Source organism: Streptomyces sp. C36, from assembly GCF_040932295.1.
Classification (GTDB): Bacteria; Actinomycetota; Actinomycetes; order Streptomycetales; family Streptomycetaceae; genus Streptomyces; species Streptomyces triculaminicus.
In genome coordinates, this window is record NZ_JBFQGI010000002.1 from 504,683 (window position 1) to 521,459 (window position 16,777).

Genomic DNA, 16,777 nt, shown 5'->3' on the forward strand with positions numbered 1-16,777 from the left:
CAGAACTAGAACGTGTACCAGTTCTGGGCCGGGGGCGCCGGGACGCCCTGCGGACGCGAGGAGAGGACGACTTGGCCATGCCCGCGGAACCTGTCATCGTCGAAGCCGTACGCACCCCCATCGGCAAGCGCGGCGGCGCGCTCGCCAACCTCCACCCCGCCTACCTGCTGGGCGAGACCTACCGCGAGGTCCTCGCCCGCACCGGCATCCAGCCGGACTGCGTCGAGCAGATCGTCGGCGGTACGGTCACCCACGCCGGCGAACAGTCCATGAACCCCGCACGCACCGCCTGGCTCGCCATGGGCCTGCCCTACGAGACGGCGGCCACCACGGTCGACTGCCAGTGCGGCTCCTCCCAGCAGGCCAACCACCTGGTGGCCAACATGATCGCGAGCGGCGTCATCGACGTGGGCATCGGCTGCGGCGTGGAGGCCATGTCCCGCGTCCCGCTCGGCAGCGGCTCCAAGCACGGCCCCGGCAAGCCCTTCCCCGACGAGTGGAACGTCGACCTGCCCAACCAGTTCGAGGCCGCGGAGCGCATCGCCCGCCGGCGCGGCCTGACCCGCGAACGCGTCGACGCCCTCGGCCTGCTCTCCCAGCAACGAGCCGCCCGCGCCTGGGCGGAGGAACGTTTCAAGCGGGAGACCTTCGCCGTCCAGGTGCCCACCACCGAGGACGAGCAGCTCGCCGGCCAGGGCATGTGGCGCCTGGTCGACCGCGACGAGGGATTACGCGACACGAGCATGGCGGCGCTGGCCCAGCTCAAGCCCGTCATGCCCACCGCCGTGCACACCGCGGGCAACGCCTCGCAGATATCCGACGGCGCCGCGGTGCTGATGTGGGCCTCCAAACGCATGGCCCGCGCCCTGCGGCTGCGCCCGCGCGCCCGGATCGTGGCCCAGGCGCTGGTCGGCGCCGACCCCCACTTCCATCTCGACGGGCCCGTGGACGCCACCCGGGCCGTCCTCGGCAAGGCGGGCATGTCGCTGCGCGACATCGACATCGTCGAGGTCAACGAGGCCTTCGCGGCGGTCGTGCTGTCGTGGGCGCAGGTCTTCGAACAGGACCTGGAGAAGGTCAACGTCAACGGCGGCGCGATCGCCCTCGGCCACCCGGTCGGCGCGACCGGGGCCCGGCTGATCACGACCGCGCTGCACGAGCTCGAGCGGCGCGACGGGGAGTTCGCGCTGATCACGATGTGCGCGGGCGGGGCGCAGGCGACGGGAACGATCATCCAGCGCCTGTGACCCACGGCCGTGACCCACGGCTGTGACCCACGGCTGTGACCCACGCCTGTGACCCACGGCGGCTCGAGACGCCGGAGGCGCGCGAGCCGCCGCGCCCTCGCGTCAGGCGTCCTCGAAGCCCGCCCGGGCGTCGAAGGCGGCACGGCGGGTGGCCCGGCGCAGGGCCTTGAGGACCGTGGGCCCCAGCGTGAGGGTGGCCACCACCGTCACCAGGGCGCGGGGCAGGTCCCAGCCCAGGGAGGTGGCCAGGCAGTACGCCGCGAAGCGGGCGAGGTTGTCGGCCACCGGGTCGCCCGGCACGAAGGCGACGCCCGAGACGAGGGAGCCGATGTAGGGCCAGCCCTGGAGGTTCATGACCGTCCCGTACGCCACCGACGCCACCGCCCCGTACACCGCGAGCATGCCCAGCTCCCGCCGTCCGCGCAGCCGGTCCGGGCCCGGCAGCAGGCCCGCGCCCATCGACACCCACCCCATGGCCAGCATCTGGAACGGCATCCACGGCCCGACGCCGCCGGTGAGCAGCGCGGACGCGAACATCGACAGCGAGCCGAGGACGAACCCGAAGCCCGGGCCCAGCACCCGGCCGGACAGCACCATCAGGAAGAACATCGGCTCGATGCCCGCCGTGCCCGCGCCCAGCGGCCGCAGTGCGGCCCCGGCCGCCGCCAGCACGCCCAGCATGGCGACGGCCTTGGCGTCCAGCCCGGTGTCGGCGATCGTCGCCACCACGACGGCGAGCAGCAGCGGCAGCAGCGCCGCGAACAGCCATGGCGCGTCCTGCGAGTGGGCGAGGCCGGCCCCCCGGGAGGCGAGCAGGGGCCAGCCGAAGGCGGCGACGCCGATCGCGCTCACGAGCGCCAGCGCGACCACGGAGCGGGGGCCGAGGCGGATGGCCCGCGTGCGCGGGGCGCGGGCCGGCTTCTCGCCGTCGCCGGGTCGAGCCCGCTCCTTCCCCTCTGCGGAACGATCGCCCACGACAGACGTCACGACGCCTCCTCCCGCAGAGCGTCCCGCACCTGGGTCACCGTCAGCCATGGCTGGGGCGCGAGGATCTTCGCCACCTGGGGGGCGAAGGCGGGGGAGGAGACGACGACGTCCTCCGCCGGGCCGTCGGCGACGATCTCGCCCTCGGCGATGATCACCACCCGGTGGGCCAGCTCCGCCGCCAGCTCCACGTCGTGGGTGGCCAGGACGATGGCGTGGCCCTGCCCGGCCAGGTCGCGCAGGACCTCGACGAGGCGGGCCTTGGCCGCGTAGTCCAGGCCGCGGGTCGGCTCGTCCAGCAGGATCAGCGGCGGGCGGGCGGTGAGGACCACGGCCAGCGCCAGCGCCAGGCGCTGGCCCTCCGACAGGTCGCGCGGGTGGGTGGTGTCCGGTACGTCCGGCAGCAGCGTGGACACCAGCGCGCGGCAGGTGCCGGGCGCGGCGCCGGCGTCGCGGTCGGCCGCCGCGCACTCGGCGGCGACCGTGTCGGCGTAGAGGAGGTCGCGCGGGTCCTGCGGGACGAGGCCGACGTGCCGCAGCAGGTCGCGCGGCCGCGTGCGGTGCGGCGCCACGCCGCCGACGCGGACCGTGCCGCGCGCGGGTTCGTGCATGCCGACGAGCGTGCGCAGGAGGGTGGACTTGCCGGCGCCGTTGCGGCCCATCAGCGCCACGGTCTCCCCGGCCCGCACGGACAGCTCCACGTCGTGGAGCGCCACCGTGTGGCCGTGCCGGACGCCGAGGCCCGACACCGAGGCGGCCGGCTCGCCGTCGCCGGGCGGTACGTCCTGCCGGGTCGCGGGGACCGCCGGCGCCAGCCGCTCCCGCAGTGGTGCCGCCCTGCGGCGGGCGTCGCGCACCGACAGCGGCAGCGGCGACCAGCCCGCCAGCCGGCCCAGCGCCACGACGGGCGGGTGGACGGGCGAGGCCGCCATGACCTCGGCGGGGGCGCCGGCCACGGGGGCGGCCCCTGGGCCCGGCAGGAGGATGACCTGGTCCGCGTACTGCACTACCCGCTCCAGCCGGTGCTCGGCGAGCAGCACGGTGGTGCCCAGGTCGTGCACCAGGCGCTGCAGCACGGCCAGCACCTCCTCGGCAGCGGCCGGGTCCAGCGCGGACGTCGGCTCGTCGAGGACCAGCACCTTGGGGTGCGCGGTGAGCACGGACCCGATGGCGACGCGCTGGCGCTGGCCGCCGGAGAGCGTGGTGATGGGCCGGTCGCGCAGGCCGGCCAGGCCCAGCAGGTCCAGGGTCTCCTCGACGCGGCGGCGCATGGTGGCGGGCGGGATGCCGAGGGACTCCATGCCGTAGGCGAGTTCGTCCTCGACGGTGTCGGTGACGAAGTGGGCGAGCGGGTCCTGGCCCACCGTCCCGACGACGTCGGCCAGTTCGCGCGGCCGGTGGGTGCGGGTGTCGCGCCCGTCGACGGTGACGCGGCCGCGCAGGGTGCCGCCGGTGAAGTGCGGTACGAGTCCGCTGACGGTGCCCAGCAGGGTCGACTTGCCGACGCCGGACGGGCCGACGAGGAGGCACAGCTCGCCCTCGGGCACGGTGAGGTCGACGCCGGCGAGGGCGGGGTGCGCGGCGCCGTCGTAGGAGACGGAGACCTGCTCGAAACGGATCACTGCGCGGTCTCCTCGCTGCGGGGGGTGGGCCGGGATGCGGGGCGGGCGCCCGCGGCCGGCCCCGGGTGGGCGTCGCGCCGGACGGAACGCTCGCCGGGGAGCAGTGCCGGTGCCAGGCCGACGAGGATCGCCGCGGCCGGCCACAGCGGCAGGGCGGGAGCGGTCAGCGGCACCGCCGGCGGATGCAGGGCCTGGGGTGCGGAGGCGCCCGCCCAGATCATCAGGGCCGCCACCGCCACGCCCGAGGCGGAGACCAGCCAGGCCCGCGCGCCCCAGGGGTCGGGGCGGTAGCGGGTGCGGACCGAGCGCCGGCCGCCCAGGCGGAGCCCGGCCAGCGCGAGGAGGAGGCCGGCGGCCAGCAGCGGCAGGCCGTAGCCCGCGCCGGCGTCGCCGAGCAGGCCGTAGGTGCCCGCGCAGACGCCGAGCAGGCCGCCGAGGGTCAGGGCGCTCGTGGTGCGCCGGACGGCGGCGGGGACCTGGGCCGTGCGGCCGTAGCCGCGCGCGTCCATGGCCGCGGCCAGGGCCACCGAGCGCTCGAGTGCGCCCTCCAGCACCGGAAGCCCCACCTGCAGCAGGGCCTTGAGGCCGCGGTCGGGCCGGCCGCGCAGGCGGCGTGCCGCGCGCAGCCGCTGGACGTCCGCGACGAGGTGGGGCGCGAAGGTCATCGCGACGATGACGGCCACGCCCGCCTCGTACAGCGCCCCCGGAAGGGACTTCAGCAGCCGGGCCGGGCTGGCCAGGGCGTTGGCCGCGCCCACGCAGACGAGCAGGGTGGCCAGCTTCAGCCCGTCGCAGAAGGCGAAGTACAGGGCCTCGGCGCTCACCCGGCCGCCGATCCGTACGCCCCGTGCCCAGTCCGGAAGCGGCACTTCCGGCAGGGTGACGAGGATGTGCGTGCCGGGGATGGGCGAGCCGAGGACGACGGCGAAGACGAGCCGGATGCCGATGACCGCGAGCCCCAGCTTGAGGAACGCGCCGTACGAGCGGGCCCACGGCGCGTCCGTGCGGCGCGCCGCGACGACGTATCCGGCGACGCCGGTCAGCAGCGCCAGCAGCAGCGGGTTGGTCGTGCGCGAGGCGGCGGTCGCCAGCCCCAGGGCCCATATCCACCAGGCGCCGGCGTGCAGGGCGAAGGCCCGTTCACCCGGCTGTGTCTCCCGGCTCGTCCGGCTCATCCGGTTCTCCCGGCTCATCCGCGACGACGCCGCCGGGTCTGCCACACCGTGGCCGCCCCCAGGACGGCCAGGACCGCGATGCCGCCGATCAGGCCGGCGGACGGGCCGCCGTCGTCACCCGAGGCGTCCTTTTTCTCCCCGTCCCGCTCGCCGGACGGCGACGCGGCGGCGCGTGCCCCGCCCTCGTCGGCCTTCTCGCCGCAGCCGGACTTGGGGTACCCGGAGATGCCGCACAGCAGCGCGGCGGAGTTGTACCGCAGCGGCTTGGCGACCGCCGCCAGCGCCTCGCCCGCACTGGCGTCCGGGGCGACCTGGGCGCAGGCCGTGCGGCCGGCGGGCGGCCGCTCGCCGGCGGGGGCGTCGGCGGGCGTGCCGAAGTCGAGCACGACGGCCACGCGCTTGGTGCCGTCCTTGGCGGGCGTACGGTCGCACACGGCGCCGAAGCCGGCCTCGCCGCGCGGCTTCGCGGCGTCGGCCGAGTCCTTGCTGACGGCGAAGCGGAACCCGACGACGTCCCCGTCGGCGGGCCGCAGGGTGGCGGGGCCCTGCGTGGCGTACGCCCAGTCGGCGGCCTGCGCGCCGCGCTGCCAGAAGGACCAGTAGCGGTATCCCTCGGCGTGCGCGGGCGCGGCGCCGAGCACGGCCGTCAGCGCGGCCAGGAGCAGGGCGCCGGCCGCGCGGCGGGCGACGGCGGTCGTCACAGCTGGTTCTTCTTGCGGTTGCTGAGCAGGAAGCCGACGCCGACGCTGGCGACGAAGAAGACGCCGACGAACCACCAGACGCCGAAGCCGTCGTCCTTCTTCTTGTCCTTCTTCTCGTCCTTCTTCTCCGGGGACTCGGAGGCGTCCGGCGTGGGGCCGGTCTCGTTCAGCGCCTGGACGAGGTCGGTGCCGGCGAAGGAGCGCGGGTCGCCGCCCGCGGCGTGCACGGCGAGGATGATCTTGGCGAGGCGGCCGGGGTTGCCCTTGGCCCACGCGGCGGTGCCGCTCTTGTCCGCCTGGAGCCACTTCACCGTCTTGCCCGCGGCCTCGGTGTGGCCGCCGGCCGCGAGGGCGAGGGCGGCGTCGGCGGTGGTGGCGGTGTCCGGGCCCTCGGGCGCGCCGGGCATGGAGGACTTCAGGAAGCCGCCGTTGGCCTCGAGCTTCCTCGCCAGGTGCGCGGCCACGGCGTCGGCCGAGGCGGGCGCGTCCTTGGGCCCCGCGGACTCGTCGTCGGCGCACTCCAGCGCCTTGACCGGCTTGGCGTCGTCCTTCGCGGCGGGGGCGACGAGGTAGCCCTTGCCCAGGACGCCCAGCGCGGCGGCGGCCGAGGCGAGGTCGTTGGGGGCGAAGCCGCCGCGCTCGTCCTCCTTCTTGTCGCAGCCCGCCTGGAGGGTCAGCAGTGCGTCGTAGGGGCTCTTACCGCCCTTGGACGTGACCTTCGCGGGGTCCTGACGGGCCGCGGCGAAGGCGCCGACGGCGGTGGAGGTGGAGTTGGCGTCGCTGGGGGAGCCCGGGGTCATGCCCCAGCCGCCGTCCTCGTTCTGGTGGGCCTTGAGCCAGCCGAGGCCCTTGTCGACCTCCTTGTCGCGGTGCCCGCCGCCGACCGCGGCCAGCGCCTGCACGGCGGCGCCGGTCGCGTCCGTGAACTCGCCGGCCTTGGCGTCGCACGCCGTGCCCGTGTCGGCCCGGAACGCGGCGAAGCCGCCGTCGGCGCACTGCTGGCCCGCCAGCCAGGCGACGGCCCGCGGGGCGGGGTCGACGCCGGTGGCGTCCTGGGCGAGGAGGGCGAGCGACTGCCGGAAGACACCGTCGAACTTCGGGTCGCCCGAGCCGAACAGCCCCGGGACCGCCGGGGACGGCGAGCCGTCGGCGACGGCGGCGGGGGCCGCGGCCGTGCCGAGGACGGCGGCGGCGGCCAGCGTCGCGGCGGCGCGACGCGCGTGGACGGCGAAGGAGGGAGCCATGGAGTGGTGCCTCTCGGTGGTGCCGGTGGTCGACCGACGTCGCTTTGTGGGGGGCCGGACAACTTTATCCGGCCCTTTACCGGGCCCTGATACCGCCACGGAGGGCGGCGGAATCCGGTCATGCCCATGGCTGCCCGGGCGGTGCCCGGCATTGCCCCCGGCGCGGGGAGCTGCTATCCAACGGCTGGCTCTTCTGATGCAGCGTCAGCTTTGATGGAGGCGATCGCGATGGCCGGACCCATCGAACACGGACAGCTCTTCATCGGCGGCACCCTCACCGACCCGGCCGCCGGCCCCGGCGGCGACGTCATCGACGTCGTCTCGCCCCACACCGAGGCGGTCATCGGCCGCGTCCCGCACGCCTCGCGCGCCGACGTCGACCGGGCCGTGGCCGCCGCCCGGACCTCCTTCGACTCGGGTGTGTGGGCCGGCCTGCCGCCGGCCGAGCGGATCGAGGTCGTCACCCGCATCAAGGACGGGATCCTCGCCCGCCACGAGGAGATCGCCCGGATGATCTCCGCGCAGAACGGCTCCCCCTACTCCTGGAGCGTCCTCGCCCAGGCGCTCGGCGCGGTGATGGTGTGGGACAGCGCCATCGCCGTCGCCCGCGGCTTCCACGACGAGGAACGGCGGGCCGGCGTCCTCGGCCCGCTGATCGTGCGCCGGGAGCCGGTGGGCGTCGTCGCGGCCGTGGTGCCGTGGAACGTCCCGCAGTTCGTGGCCGCGGCCAAGCTCGCGCCGGCGCTGCTGGCGGGCTGCTCGGTGGTCCTCAAGCCCTCCCCGGAGACGCCGCTGGACTCCTACGTGCTCGCCGAGGTCGCGGCCGCGGCGGGGCTGCCGGAGGGCGTGCTGTCGATCCTGCCCGCCGGCCCGGAGACCGGCGAGTACCTGGTCGGCCACCCCGGCGTCGACAAGATCTCCTTCACCGGCTCCGTCGCGGCCGGCAAGCGCGTCATGGAGGTCGCCGCCCGCCACCTCGCCCGCGTCACCCTGGAGCTGGGGGGCAAGTCCGCCGCCATCGTCCTGCCCGACGCCGACCTCGACGCGGCCGTCGCCGGCATCGTGCCGAGCGCGTGGATGAACAACGGCCAGGCGTGCGTCGCCCAGACCCGCGTCCTCGTCCCCCGCGCCCGCTACGCCGAGCTCGCCGAGCGCCTCACGGCGGCCGCCGGCGCGCTCACCGTCGGCGACCCGCTCGACCCCGCCACCCGCGTCGGACCGCTGGTGACCCGCCGCCGGCGCGAGCGGACGCTGGAGTACATCGCGCTCGGGCAGCGGGAGGGCGCCAAGGTGCTGGCCGGCGGCGGCCGGCCCGCCGGCCTGCCCACGGGCTGGTACGTCGAGCCCACGCTCTTCGGCGAGGTCACCAACGACATGCGCGTCGCCCGCGAGGAGATCTTCGGGCCCGTGGTCTGCCTGCTGTCCTACGAGGACGAGGAGGAGGCCGTGGCGATCGCCGACGACTCCGCCTACGGGCTGTCCGGCAGCGTCTGGACCGGCGACGTCGAGCACGGCCTCGCCATCGCGCGCCGGGTGCGCACCGGCACGTACTCGGTGAACACCTTCAGCCTGGACATGTTCGGGCCCTTCGGTGGCTACAAGGACTCCGGCATGGGCAGAGAGGGCGGACCCGAGGGCTACGCCGAGTACTTCGAGCAGAAGACGATCCACCTGCCGCCCGCCGGATGACCGGCGTCCAGCCTGGTCCGGACATATATTTACGCATGCGTTCCGCACGGGATGTTCATGACATGCGTGACTGTCCCGCCCCTCCGCCGCGTGGAAACCTCTTCCCGTCGCAGCAGAGGGGGACCGATGGAGAAGCGGTACGAGGTGTACTGCCTGGCCGACACGCACTTCTACGAGATCCCGGACCGGCTGTCCGCCACGGCGGGCGGCCGGCGGCGGACCGGGCTCTACGAGACGGCCCAGCGCCCCGTGCCCGACGGCTGGAAGAGCACCCGCAGCGGAGACTGGCTCAACCTCACGCCCGTGGACGCCGACGGCGCCCCGCGCCCGGGACGGCCCGCCCAGGGCTGGAAGATCCACGTCTCCGCCACCGCCGCGAGCGCCGAGAAGACCGCGGCCGCCGTCTGGGACCACTGCGTCCCCCGGGGCATCCCGTTCAAGTTCGTCCCCGCACCGCACCTGCTGCACCTGCGCAACGGCAAGTACGCGCCCCGCGACGGCGGCGGCAAGTTCGTCACCGTCTACCCGGCCGACGAGGACGAGCTGCACACCGTCCTCACCGAGCTCCACGAGATCGTGGGCGGTGCCCCCGGCCCGTACGTCCTCACCGACCTGCGCTGGCACGAGGGCCCGCTCTACGTGCGCTACGGAGCCTTCGCCCCCCGCTACTGCACCGATGCCGACGGCACCCTCGTGCCCGCCCTCGAGGACGCGAGCGGCACCCTCGTGCCCGACCGGCGCGACCCGGCCTTCCGGGTGCCCGAGTGGGTCACCCTGCCCGCCTTCCTCGAGCCCCACCTGGCCGCCCGCAACGCCACCACCGTCGGCGAGCTGCCCTACCGCATCGAGAAGGCCCTGCACTTCTCCAACGGCGGCGGCGTCTACCGCGGCACCGACACCCGCGACGGCTCCGCCGTCGTCCTCAAGGAGGGCCGCCCGCACGCCGGGCTCGCCGCCGACGGCGCCGACGCCATCGCCCGCCTGGAGCGCGAGCGGGACGCGCTGGAGAAGCTCGCCGGGCTCGGCGTCGCCCCCGCCCCGCGCGACTGGTTCGCCGTCGGCGACCACCGCTTCCTCGTCATGGACTTCGTCGAGGGCCGCCCGCTCAACTCCTTCTTCGCCGAACGCCATCCGCTGCTCGTCCCCGAGCCCGACCCCGCCGCGCTGGCCGACTACACCGCGTGGGCGCTGCGCGTCCACCGGGCCGTCGAGGAGGCGGTCGAGGCGGTGCACGCCCGGGGAGTGGTCTTCAACGACCTGCACATGTTCAACATCCTCGTCGCGCCGGACGAGCGGTCCGTGACGCTCATCGACTTCGAGGCCGCCGCGCCCGTCACCGAGGCCGGCCGGCAGATCGTCGCCCACCCCGGCTTCGTCGCCCCGCCCGACCGCACCGGCACCGACGTCGACCGCTACGCCCTCGCCTGCCTGCGCCTCGCGCTGTTCCTGCCCGTCACCACGCTCTTCGGCATCGACCGCGCCAAGGCCGGCCACCTGGCCGGCATCATCGCCGAACACTTCCCCGTACCCCGGGAGTTCCTCGACGAGGCGGTCGCCGAGATCACCCGGGACGCCGCCCCGGCCACCCCCGGGAAGCGGCCCCCCGCCGCCGGCCTCGCGGGCCTGCCCGACCCGGGAGACTGGCCGGCCGCCCGCGACTCCATGGTCCGCGCCATCCTCGCCTCCGCCACACCCGACCGCGACGACCGGCTCTTCCCCGGCGACATCGCGCAGTTCACCGACGGCGGCGGCCTGGGACTCGCGCACGGCGCCGCCGGAGTGCTGCACGCCCTCGCCGAGACCGGCGCCGAACGCTACGAACAGGGCGAGCGCTGGCTGCTCGAACACACCGACCCCGTACCGCGCGGCACCCCCCTCGGCCTCTACGACGGCCTCGCCGGCATCGCCCACACCCTGCACCGCCTCGGCCACACCCAGCGCGCCCTCGACCTCGCCGGCTCGCTGCTCGCCGAGAACTGGCGGCGCCTGGGCCCCGGCCTCCACGGCGGCCTCGCCGGCGTCGGCCTGGCCCTCGACGACCTCGCCGAGGCCACCGGCGAGAAGGCCCTGCGCGACGCCGCCCTCGAGGCCGCCCGGCTGCTCGCCGGCCGGCTCACCACCGACGCCGCGACGCCCGGCGGACGCCGGCGCGCCGGGCTGATGCGCGGCACCACCGGCCCCGCGCTGCTCTTCCTCAGGCTTTACGAACGCACCGGCTCACCCGGCCTCCTGGACCTCGCGGGCGCCGCCCTGCGCGACGACCTCGGCCGGTGCGTGCGCACCCCCATCGGCTCCCTCGACGTCGACGAGGGTTGGCGCACCATGCCCTACCTCGGCGACGGCAGCGTCGGCATCGGCGCGGTGCTCGACGACTACCTCGCCCACCGCCCCGACGGCGCCGACGACCTCACCGAGGCCCGCGACCGCATCCTCACCGCCGCCCGGTCCCGCTTCTACGCCCAGCCCGGCCTCCTCCAGGGCCGCGCCGGCATGATCTGGCACCTCGCCCGCACCACGGCACCGGACGTCACCCGCGAGGACATCGACCGGCAGGTCTCCGCCCTGTCCTGGTACGCCATGCCCTACCGCGGCGAACTGGCCTTCCCCGGCCACCAGATGATGCGGCTGTCGATGGACCTCGCCACCGGAACGGCCGGCGTGCTGCTCGCGCTCGGCGCCGCCCTCGGCGGCGACCGGCCGGCCCCGCTGCCCTTCCTGCCGCCCCCGCGGGCGCCCCAGAGCCGGCTCCACCACGTCGTGGAGTCGTGACCAGCACCACCAACGTTCCATCCGTCCCCACGAAAGGAAGAACCATGGCGCTTCTCGACCTGCAGAGCCTGGAGTCCGACGAGCTGTCCCACGGCGGCGGCGGTGGCGGCGGCAGCAACGCCAGCCTCCTGCTGTGCTGGAGCACGGCCAGCGTCGCGCTCTGCCTGTGACCGACTGACCGTCGCTCGCGGGTGACCGCTCCCGGTGGGCCCTTCGTCGGCGGAGGGCCCACCGGCACGCCCGCCCCGCGTCCGAAATGAGGAAGGGATGTGCCGCATGGCCGCCACGGCCCCCCGCCACGCGGCGCCCAGCGCGCGAGACGGAGACGGGATCCTGCGCGCCGCCCTCCGCCACAGCGCCGGCCGCACCCTGGCCCTGGCCGCCGTCACCACCGCGAGCACCGGCGCCGCCCTCCTCCTGCCCGCCGTGCTCGGCCACACCCTCGACCTGCTGCTCGCCCGCCGCGGCGACACCGGCCGGTGGCTGCTGCTGAGCTGCGCCCTGATCTGCGTCCCCGCCGTGCTGGACGCGCTCGACGAACTCCTCACCGCCACCACCACGGCCCGCACCACGGCATGGCTGCGGCACCGCGCCCTCGGCGACATCCTCGCGGCGGGCCCCCGGGCGACCGCCCGGATCCGCGCCGGCGACCTCGTCACCCGGCTCGTCGGCAACACCGCCCACGCCGCGACCGCCCCCGCCACCCTCGCCGGAACCGCGGCCGCCGTCGCCGGGCCGCTGGGCGGCATCGTCGCCCTGGGCGTCATCGACCCCTGGCTCGCCGTGGCCTTCCTCGCCGGGGCACCTCTGCTCGCCCTGCTGCTCCGGGCGTTCGCCCGCGCCTCCACCGACGCCCTCACCGCCTACCAACGGCTCCAGGGCGACATCGCCGGCCGCCTGCTCGAGGCGCTGCGCGGCGCCCGCACCATCGCCGCCGCCGGCACCGCCGGCCGCGAACGCGAGCGGATCCTGCGGCCGCTGCCCGACCTCTCCCGGCACGGCCACCGCGTATGGCACGTCCAGGGCCGCTCCACCGCCCAGGCCGCGACGCTGGTGCCGCTGCTGCAGATCACCGTCCTCGCCGTCGCCGGACTCCAGCTCTCCCGGGGCCGGCTGAGCGTCGGCGACCTGCTCGCCGCCTCCCGCTACGCCGCGCTCGCCACCGGCGTCGGCATGCTCGTCGGCCACCTCAACGCACTGGTCCACAGCCGCACCGCCGCCCGCCGCCTGGCCGAGGTCCGGGCCCTGCCCCCCGTACGCCACGGCACCCGGCGCCTGCCCGCCGACGGGTCCGGCACCCTCCGGCTGCGCGGCGTGCGCGCCGAACGCGGCGGGCGGGTCGTGCTGCGCGGCGTCGACCTCGACCTGCCGGGCCGCACCACGCTGGCCGTCGTCGGCCGCTCGGGCAGCGGCAAGTCCGTGCTCGCCGAGCTCGCCGGGCGCCTCGCCGACCCCGACGACGGAGAGATCACCCTCGACGGCGTCCCCCTGCGCGACCTCACCCGCGAACAGCTGCGGCGCGCCGTCGGCTACGCCTTCGCCCGGCCCGCGCCGCTCGGCGGCACGGTCGGCGGCACGATCGCCTTCGGCTCCTTCACGCCCTCGCCGGCCGCCGTCACCGCGGCGGCGCGGGCCGCGTGCGCGGACGACTTCCTGCGCAAGCTGCCCGCCGGCTACGCCACCGCGTGCGCCGACGCGCCGCTCTCGGGCGGGGAGTCCCAACGCCTGGGCCTGGCCCGCGCCTTCGCCCACGTCGGCAGGCTGCTGATCCTGGACGACGCGACCTCCAGCCTCGACTCGGTGACCGAACGCCGGGTCGCCGAAGCCCTGCTGGCGGACGTCGCCGCCCCCACCCGCCTGATCGTCGCCCACCGCCCCGCGACGGCCGCCCGGGCGGACCGGGTCGCCTGGCTGGAGGAGGGCCGGGTACGGGCGGTGGGCCCGCACGCCGCGCTGTGGCGGGAACGGGCGTACCGGGAGGTGTTCGGGGAGTGAGGAGGAGAGCGGCGTACCCGGCGGGGCCGAACCCACGGAAGGAACCGGCGCGATGATCCTCCGGCAGGGCGCCGCCTTCCTGCTCGGGCGCCCGCACCGCCGCGCCCTCGCGGGCCTGGCCGCCTGGTCCGTCGTCGAGGCCGCCCAGACGTTCACCACGGGCTACGCCCTCGCCCGCGCCCTGGACGACGGCTTCCTCGCCGGGCGCCCCGCCGCGGGCCTCGCCTGGCTCGCGGCCGCCGCGGTGGCGGTGGCGGCCGGGGCGTACGGCACCGGCCGTACGTACCACGGTGTCGCCGGCCTCGCCGAGCCCCTGCGCGACGCGCTCGTCCGGCGGGTGGTCACCCGCGCCCTGCGGGAGGCGGACGGCGCGGCCGTGTCCCGCCTCACCCACCAGGTGGAGATCGCCCGGGACGCCTTCGCGGGCCTGCTGATGGTGGCGCGTTCCTTCGTCTTCACCGCCGCCGGCGCGCTGGCGGGGCTCTTCCTGCTGGCGCCCGTGCTGCTGGCGGTCGTCGTGCCGCCGCTCGTCCTCGGCCTCGCGCTGTTCGTGCTCACGCTGCGGCCGCTGGCCCGCCGGCAGGAGGCGTACCTGGCGGCCGACGAGGCGCTGTCGCGGTCGGCGGACGTCGTCTGCGCGGGCCTGCGGGACGTCGCGGCGGGCGGCGCCGAGCACGTCGTGGCGGCGGAGACGGGTGCGCGCGTGGAGGAGGGGCTGCGCACCGCGAACGCCCTGGCCCGCTGGTCGGTCACGCGCGTCGTGGCCCTGGCCGTCGCCGGCCGCCTGCCGGTCGTGCCGCTGCTGGTGGCCACGCCGTGGCTGCTGGACCACGGCGTCACACCCGGCGCGCTGGTGGGCGCCCTCGCCTACCTGACGCAGTCTCTGCTGCCCGCCCTGCAGAGCCTGGTCCATGGGCTGGGCACGAGCGGTGCGCGGCTGGCGGTGGTCCTCCGCCGCCTGACGGCCCCGGCGCGGGCGGCGGACGCGCCCCCGCCGCCCGCCCGCTCCCCGCTGCCGGCCGGCGGCCCGGCCGTCGAGCTGCGGGGCGTCACCTTCGGGTACGGGCGGCACGCCGAGCCCGTCCTGCGCGGCCTCGACCTGAGGCTGCCCCGGGGCGGCCGGCTGGCGGTCGTGGGGCCGAGCGGCGTGGGCAAGTCGACGCTGGCCGCCCTGATCGCGGGCCTGGTGGAGCCGTGGGCGGGCGAGGTGCGGGTGGGCGGGGCGCCGGCCCGGGCCCCGGGGGCGGCGGCGCGGCGGGTGCTCATCCCGCAGGAGGCGTACGTCTTCTCCGGCACCGTCGGCGAGAACCTGTGCTACCTGCGCGACGATCCGGTGGACGACCGCGAGGTGCTGGCGGCGGCCGACGCCGTCGGCGCGGCCGCCCTGCTGCGCCGACTGGGCGGGCCGACGGCCCCGCTCGTGCCGGACGCGCTCTCGGCGGGGGAGCGGCAACTGGTCGCGCTGGTGCGGGCGTACCTCTCGCCGGCGCCCGTGGTGCTGCTCGACGAGGCGGCCTGTCATCTCGATCCGGCGGCCGAGGCGCGCGCGGAGCGCGCGTTCGCGGCGCGCCCCGGCGGCAGTCTGGTGGTCGTCGCCCACCGCGCGGGGTCGGCGCGGCGTGCGGACCGGGTGCTGGTGATGGACGGCCCCGGCACGTCGGCGGGTACGCACGAGGAGCTGCTGGCGGGCTCGGCGCTGTACCGGGACCTGATGGGCGCCGGGGGCTCAGACCCAGCCGGCGCACTGGGAGATGCGGATGGCGTCGACGCGGTTGCGGGCCCCGGTCTTACGCGTGATGGCGGCCATGTAGTTGCGTACGGTGCCGTTCGACAGGTGCAGACTGCGGGCGATCTCGCCGACGGAGGCGCCGCCGGCGGCCAGTGACAGCACGCTCAGCTCGCGGCGGGTCAGCGGGATCTCGGCGGCCTCGAGGAAACCGAAGCCGAGCGTCTCGTCGATGTAGCGCTCGCCCTTCGCCACTCGCCGTATGCCCTCGACCAAGCGATCGGGCGAAGCGTTTTTGCTCAGGTACCCCAAGGCCCCCATCTCATAGGCCCGACGCAGGGGCCCCGGCCGTCCGGCGGTCGCCAGGGCCAGCATCGCGCCCCAGGAGTCCCCGCCCGTACATCGCTCGCCGGCCGGCCCCCTGGCGTCCTCCCACCCCGCGCCCGCGTCGGGGCTGTCCATGTCGGCCACGCACACGTCGGGCCGCAGGGCCCGTGAGGTGGCGAGGGCGCCCTTCCACGACGCCGAGGACACCTCGAGTTCCGGCTCTCTGCCGATCCAGGCCGCGAGGGCCGTGCGCAGCAGACAGGTGTCGTGTATCAGAAGAACGCGTGTCACGTTGCCTCTCCCGCTCCGTGTGCGAACCGCTCGAGCACGTCGGTAAATTCATACCGGCGGATCCACCGCCGCGGGTGCTGTTACCCGCTACGCGGGGGGCGTAAGGGCGTGGCGAGGAGACCGGATCCGCCCCGGCCGGGCGCCACGAGCGGGGCGGGGCCGCCTCGGGCGGGCACGAGCGGCGCGCGAGCGCCCTATGCCTAGCGGCCGTCCGCGCCGGGCTGCGGCGTGGCCACGGGGCCGATCAGCCGGCACACCGTCTCGATGTCGATCTTCACTTGGGCGATGGACGCCCGCCCCGACAGCCAGGTGATCAGCGCCGAGTGCCAGGTGTGCTCGATGACCCGCACCGCGGACAGCTGCTCCGGCCCGGCCGGCCCGGGCAGGCCCATCGCGTCGAGGATGATGGCCGTGGTCAGGCGGGAGACCAGGTCGACCTCGGCGCTCACCGATCGGTCGGCGAAGGTCAGGGCCCGCACCATCGCGTCGGCCAGGTGGGGCTCGCGCTGCATCGCGCGGAACGCCCGCATCAGGGTCTGGGCGACGCGCGCGGCCGGGTCCGGCTCGGTGGGCGGGCGCTTGCACAGGGTCGCGTGCAGCTGCCCCAGCTGGTCCTGCATGGTGGCCACCAGCAGATGGACCTTCGAGGGGAAGTAGCGGTAGAGCGTGCCGAGCGCGACGCCCGAGGTCTCGGCCACCTCGCGCATCTGCACCGCGTCGAAGCCGCCGCGGCTCGCCAGCCGGGTCGTCGCCTGCAGGATCCGGCGCCGCCTCGCCTCTTGACGTTCCGTCAGCGGAGCGCCGGACGCGGGGGTGGACGCCATCGACGCGACAGACGTCATGGCCGACTTGGATTCCGTCGTCATATGTCCCGTTCCATGGCGTTTCGTGAGACTCCATCCGGCGCCGGCTGCGCGGCCCGGTGACGGCACAGCATGGCAGGGGTCGGGCCGTGGCGCGAATCACCTGGCAGGGTTCTTTCGCCTCCCTGACATCCCGGTAGATTC

General features: G+C 75.9%; 12 protein-coding genes and 1 pseudogene. 6 read left to right on the plus strand and 7 right to left on the minus strand.

What is annotated here, in order from left to right; genetic code table 11:
* The first annotated feature begins 77 nt into the window (after positions 1 to 77).
* Entirely contained in the window at positions 78 to 1,247 is a 1,170-nt protein-coding gene (locus tag AB4K12_RS07900; protein ID WP_368433514.1) for a steroid 3-ketoacyl-CoA thiolase, read from the plus strand.
* Between the two features lie 102 nt (positions 1,248 to 1,349).
* On the opposite strand, the gene AB4K12_RS07905 is transcribed toward AB4K12_RS07900, so the two are convergent.
* The 5 genes from AB4K12_RS07905 to AB4K12_RS07925 all read right to left on the minus strand — a co-directional run bounded on the left by AB4K12_RS07905 (position 1,350) and on the right by AB4K12_RS07925 (position 6,973).
* Complete coding sequence (locus AB4K12_RS07905) at positions 1,350 to 2,138, minus strand: ECF transporter S component (RefSeq protein ID WP_368433845.1); 789 nt, start codon at positions 2,136 to 2,138, stop codon at positions 1,350 to 1,352.
* 92 nt (positions 2,139 to 2,230) lie between these two features.
* Positions 2,231 to 3,853 carry an ABC transporter ATP-binding protein gene (locus AB4K12_RS07910; RefSeq protein WP_368433515.1) on the minus strand — a complete coding sequence of 541 codons (1,623 nt, stop codon included), beginning with the start codon at positions 3,851 to 3,853 and terminating at the stop codon, positions 2,231 to 2,233.
* On the minus strand, positions 3,850 to 5,028 hold the full coding sequence (locus tag AB4K12_RS07915; protein ID WP_368433516.1) for a CbiQ family ECF transporter T component: 1,179 nt from the start codon (positions 5,026 to 5,028) through the stop codon (positions 3,850 to 3,852). Before AB4K12_RS07915 ends, AB4K12_RS07910 begins: the two co-directional genes overlap by 4 nt.
* Positions 5,029 to 5,042: 14 nt before the next feature.
* Positions 5,043 to 5,729, minus strand: a complete 687-nt coding sequence (locus AB4K12_RS07920; protein ID WP_368433517.1) for an SCO2322 family protein — start codon at positions 5,727 to 5,729, stop codon at positions 5,043 to 5,045.
* Positions 5,726 to 6,973, minus strand: coding sequence for a prenyltransferase/squalene oxidase repeat-containing protein (locus AB4K12_RS07925; RefSeq protein ID WP_368433518.1), 1,248 nt, complete (start codon positions 6,971 to 6,973; stop codon positions 5,726 to 5,728). Before AB4K12_RS07925 ends, AB4K12_RS07920 begins: the two co-directional genes overlap by 4 nt.
* A 228-nt stretch (positions 6,974 to 7,201) precedes the next feature.
* On the opposite strand from AB4K12_RS07925, the gene AB4K12_RS07930 reads away from it, so the two are divergent.
* The 5 genes from AB4K12_RS07930 to AB4K12_RS07950 all read left to right on the plus strand — a co-directional run bounded on the left by AB4K12_RS07930 (position 7,202) and on the right by AB4K12_RS07950 (position 15,311).
* Entirely contained in the window at positions 7,202 to 8,662 is a 1,461-nt protein-coding gene (locus tag AB4K12_RS07930; protein WP_368433519.1) for an aldehyde dehydrogenase, read from the plus strand.
* A gap of 126 nt (positions 8,663 to 8,788) precedes the next feature.
* Entirely contained in the window at positions 8,789 to 11,431 is a 2,643-nt protein-coding gene (gene lanKC / locus AB4K12_RS07935; RefSeq protein WP_368433520.1) for a class III lanthionine synthetase LanKC, read from the plus strand.
* Between the two features lie 44 nt (positions 11,432 to 11,475).
* Positions 11,476 to 11,601, plus strand: a complete 126-nt coding sequence (locus AB4K12_RS07940) for a SapB/AmfS family lanthipeptide (protein ID WP_086571770.1) — start codon at positions 11,476 to 11,478, stop codon at positions 11,599 to 11,601.
* 106 nt (positions 11,602 to 11,707) lie between these two features.
* Positions 11,708 to 13,426 (plus strand): ABC transporter transmembrane domain-containing protein, encoded by a 1,719-nt coding sequence (locus tag AB4K12_RS07945; RefSeq protein WP_368433521.1) that lies wholly within the window; start codon positions 11,708 to 11,710, stop codon positions 13,424 to 13,426.
* A gap of 52 nt (positions 13,427 to 13,478) precedes the next feature.
* On the plus strand, positions 13,479 to 15,311 hold the full coding sequence (locus AB4K12_RS07950; protein WP_368433522.1) for an ATP-binding cassette domain-containing protein: 1,833 nt from the start codon (positions 13,479 to 13,481) through the stop codon (positions 15,309 to 15,311).
* Here the strand turns inward: AB4K12_RS07950 and AB4K12_RS07955 are convergent.
* Together AB4K12_RS07955 and AB4K12_RS07960 are read right to left on the minus strand one after the other, a co-directional pair.
* Positions 15,237 to 15,614, minus strand: a pseudogene (locus AB4K12_RS07955) (LuxR C-terminal-related transcriptional regulator); the annotation flags it as partial. The gene AB4K12_RS07950 and the pseudogene AB4K12_RS07955 overlap by 75 nt on opposite strands.
* A 356-nt stretch (positions 15,615 to 15,970) precedes the next feature.
* Positions 15,971 to 16,636 carry a TetR family transcriptional regulator gene (locus AB4K12_RS07960; RefSeq protein WP_368433523.1) on the minus strand — a complete coding sequence of 222 codons (666 nt, stop codon included), beginning with the start codon at positions 16,634 to 16,636 and terminating at the stop codon, positions 15,971 to 15,973.
* Positions 16,637 to 16,777: the final 141 nt, after the last annotated feature.

What these genes read in the sequence shown, in the direction of transcription:
- AB4K12_RS07900 (WP_368433514.1), top strand. Translation starts at nt 78, where the DNA reads ATGCCCGCGGAACCTGTCATCGTCGAAGCCGTACGCACCCCCATCGGC.
- AB4K12_RS07915 (WP_368433516.1), bottom strand. Translation starts at nt 5,028, where the DNA reads ATGAGCCGGACGAGCCGGGAGACACAGCCGGGTGAACGGGCCTTCGCC.
- AB4K12_RS07925 (WP_368433518.1), bottom strand. Translation starts at nt 6,973, where the DNA reads ATGGCTCCCTCCTTCGCCGTCCACGCGCGTCGCGCCGCCGCGACGCTG.
- AB4K12_RS07930 (WP_368433519.1), top strand. Translation starts at nt 7,202, where the DNA reads ATGGCCGGACCCATCGAACACGGACAGCTCTTCATCGGCGGCACCCTC.
- lanKC (WP_368433520.1), top strand. Translation starts at nt 8,789, where the DNA reads ATGGAGAAGCGGTACGAGGTGTACTGCCTGGCCGACACGCACTTCTAC.
- AB4K12_RS07940 (WP_086571770.1), top strand. Translation starts at nt 11,476, where the DNA reads ATGGCGCTTCTCGACCTGCAGAGCCTGGAGTCCGACGAGCTGTCCCAC.
- AB4K12_RS07945 (WP_368433521.1), top strand. Translation starts at nt 11,708, where the DNA reads ATGGCCGCCACGGCCCCCCGCCACGCGGCGCCCAGCGCGCGAGACGGA.
- AB4K12_RS07950 (WP_368433522.1), top strand. Translation starts at nt 13,479, where the DNA reads ATGATCCTCCGGCAGGGCGCCGCCTTCCTGCTCGGGCGCCCGCACCGC.
- AB4K12_RS07960 (WP_368433523.1), bottom strand. Translation starts at nt 16,636, where the DNA reads ATGACGACGGAATCCAAGTCGGCCATGACGTCTGTCGCGTCGATGGCG.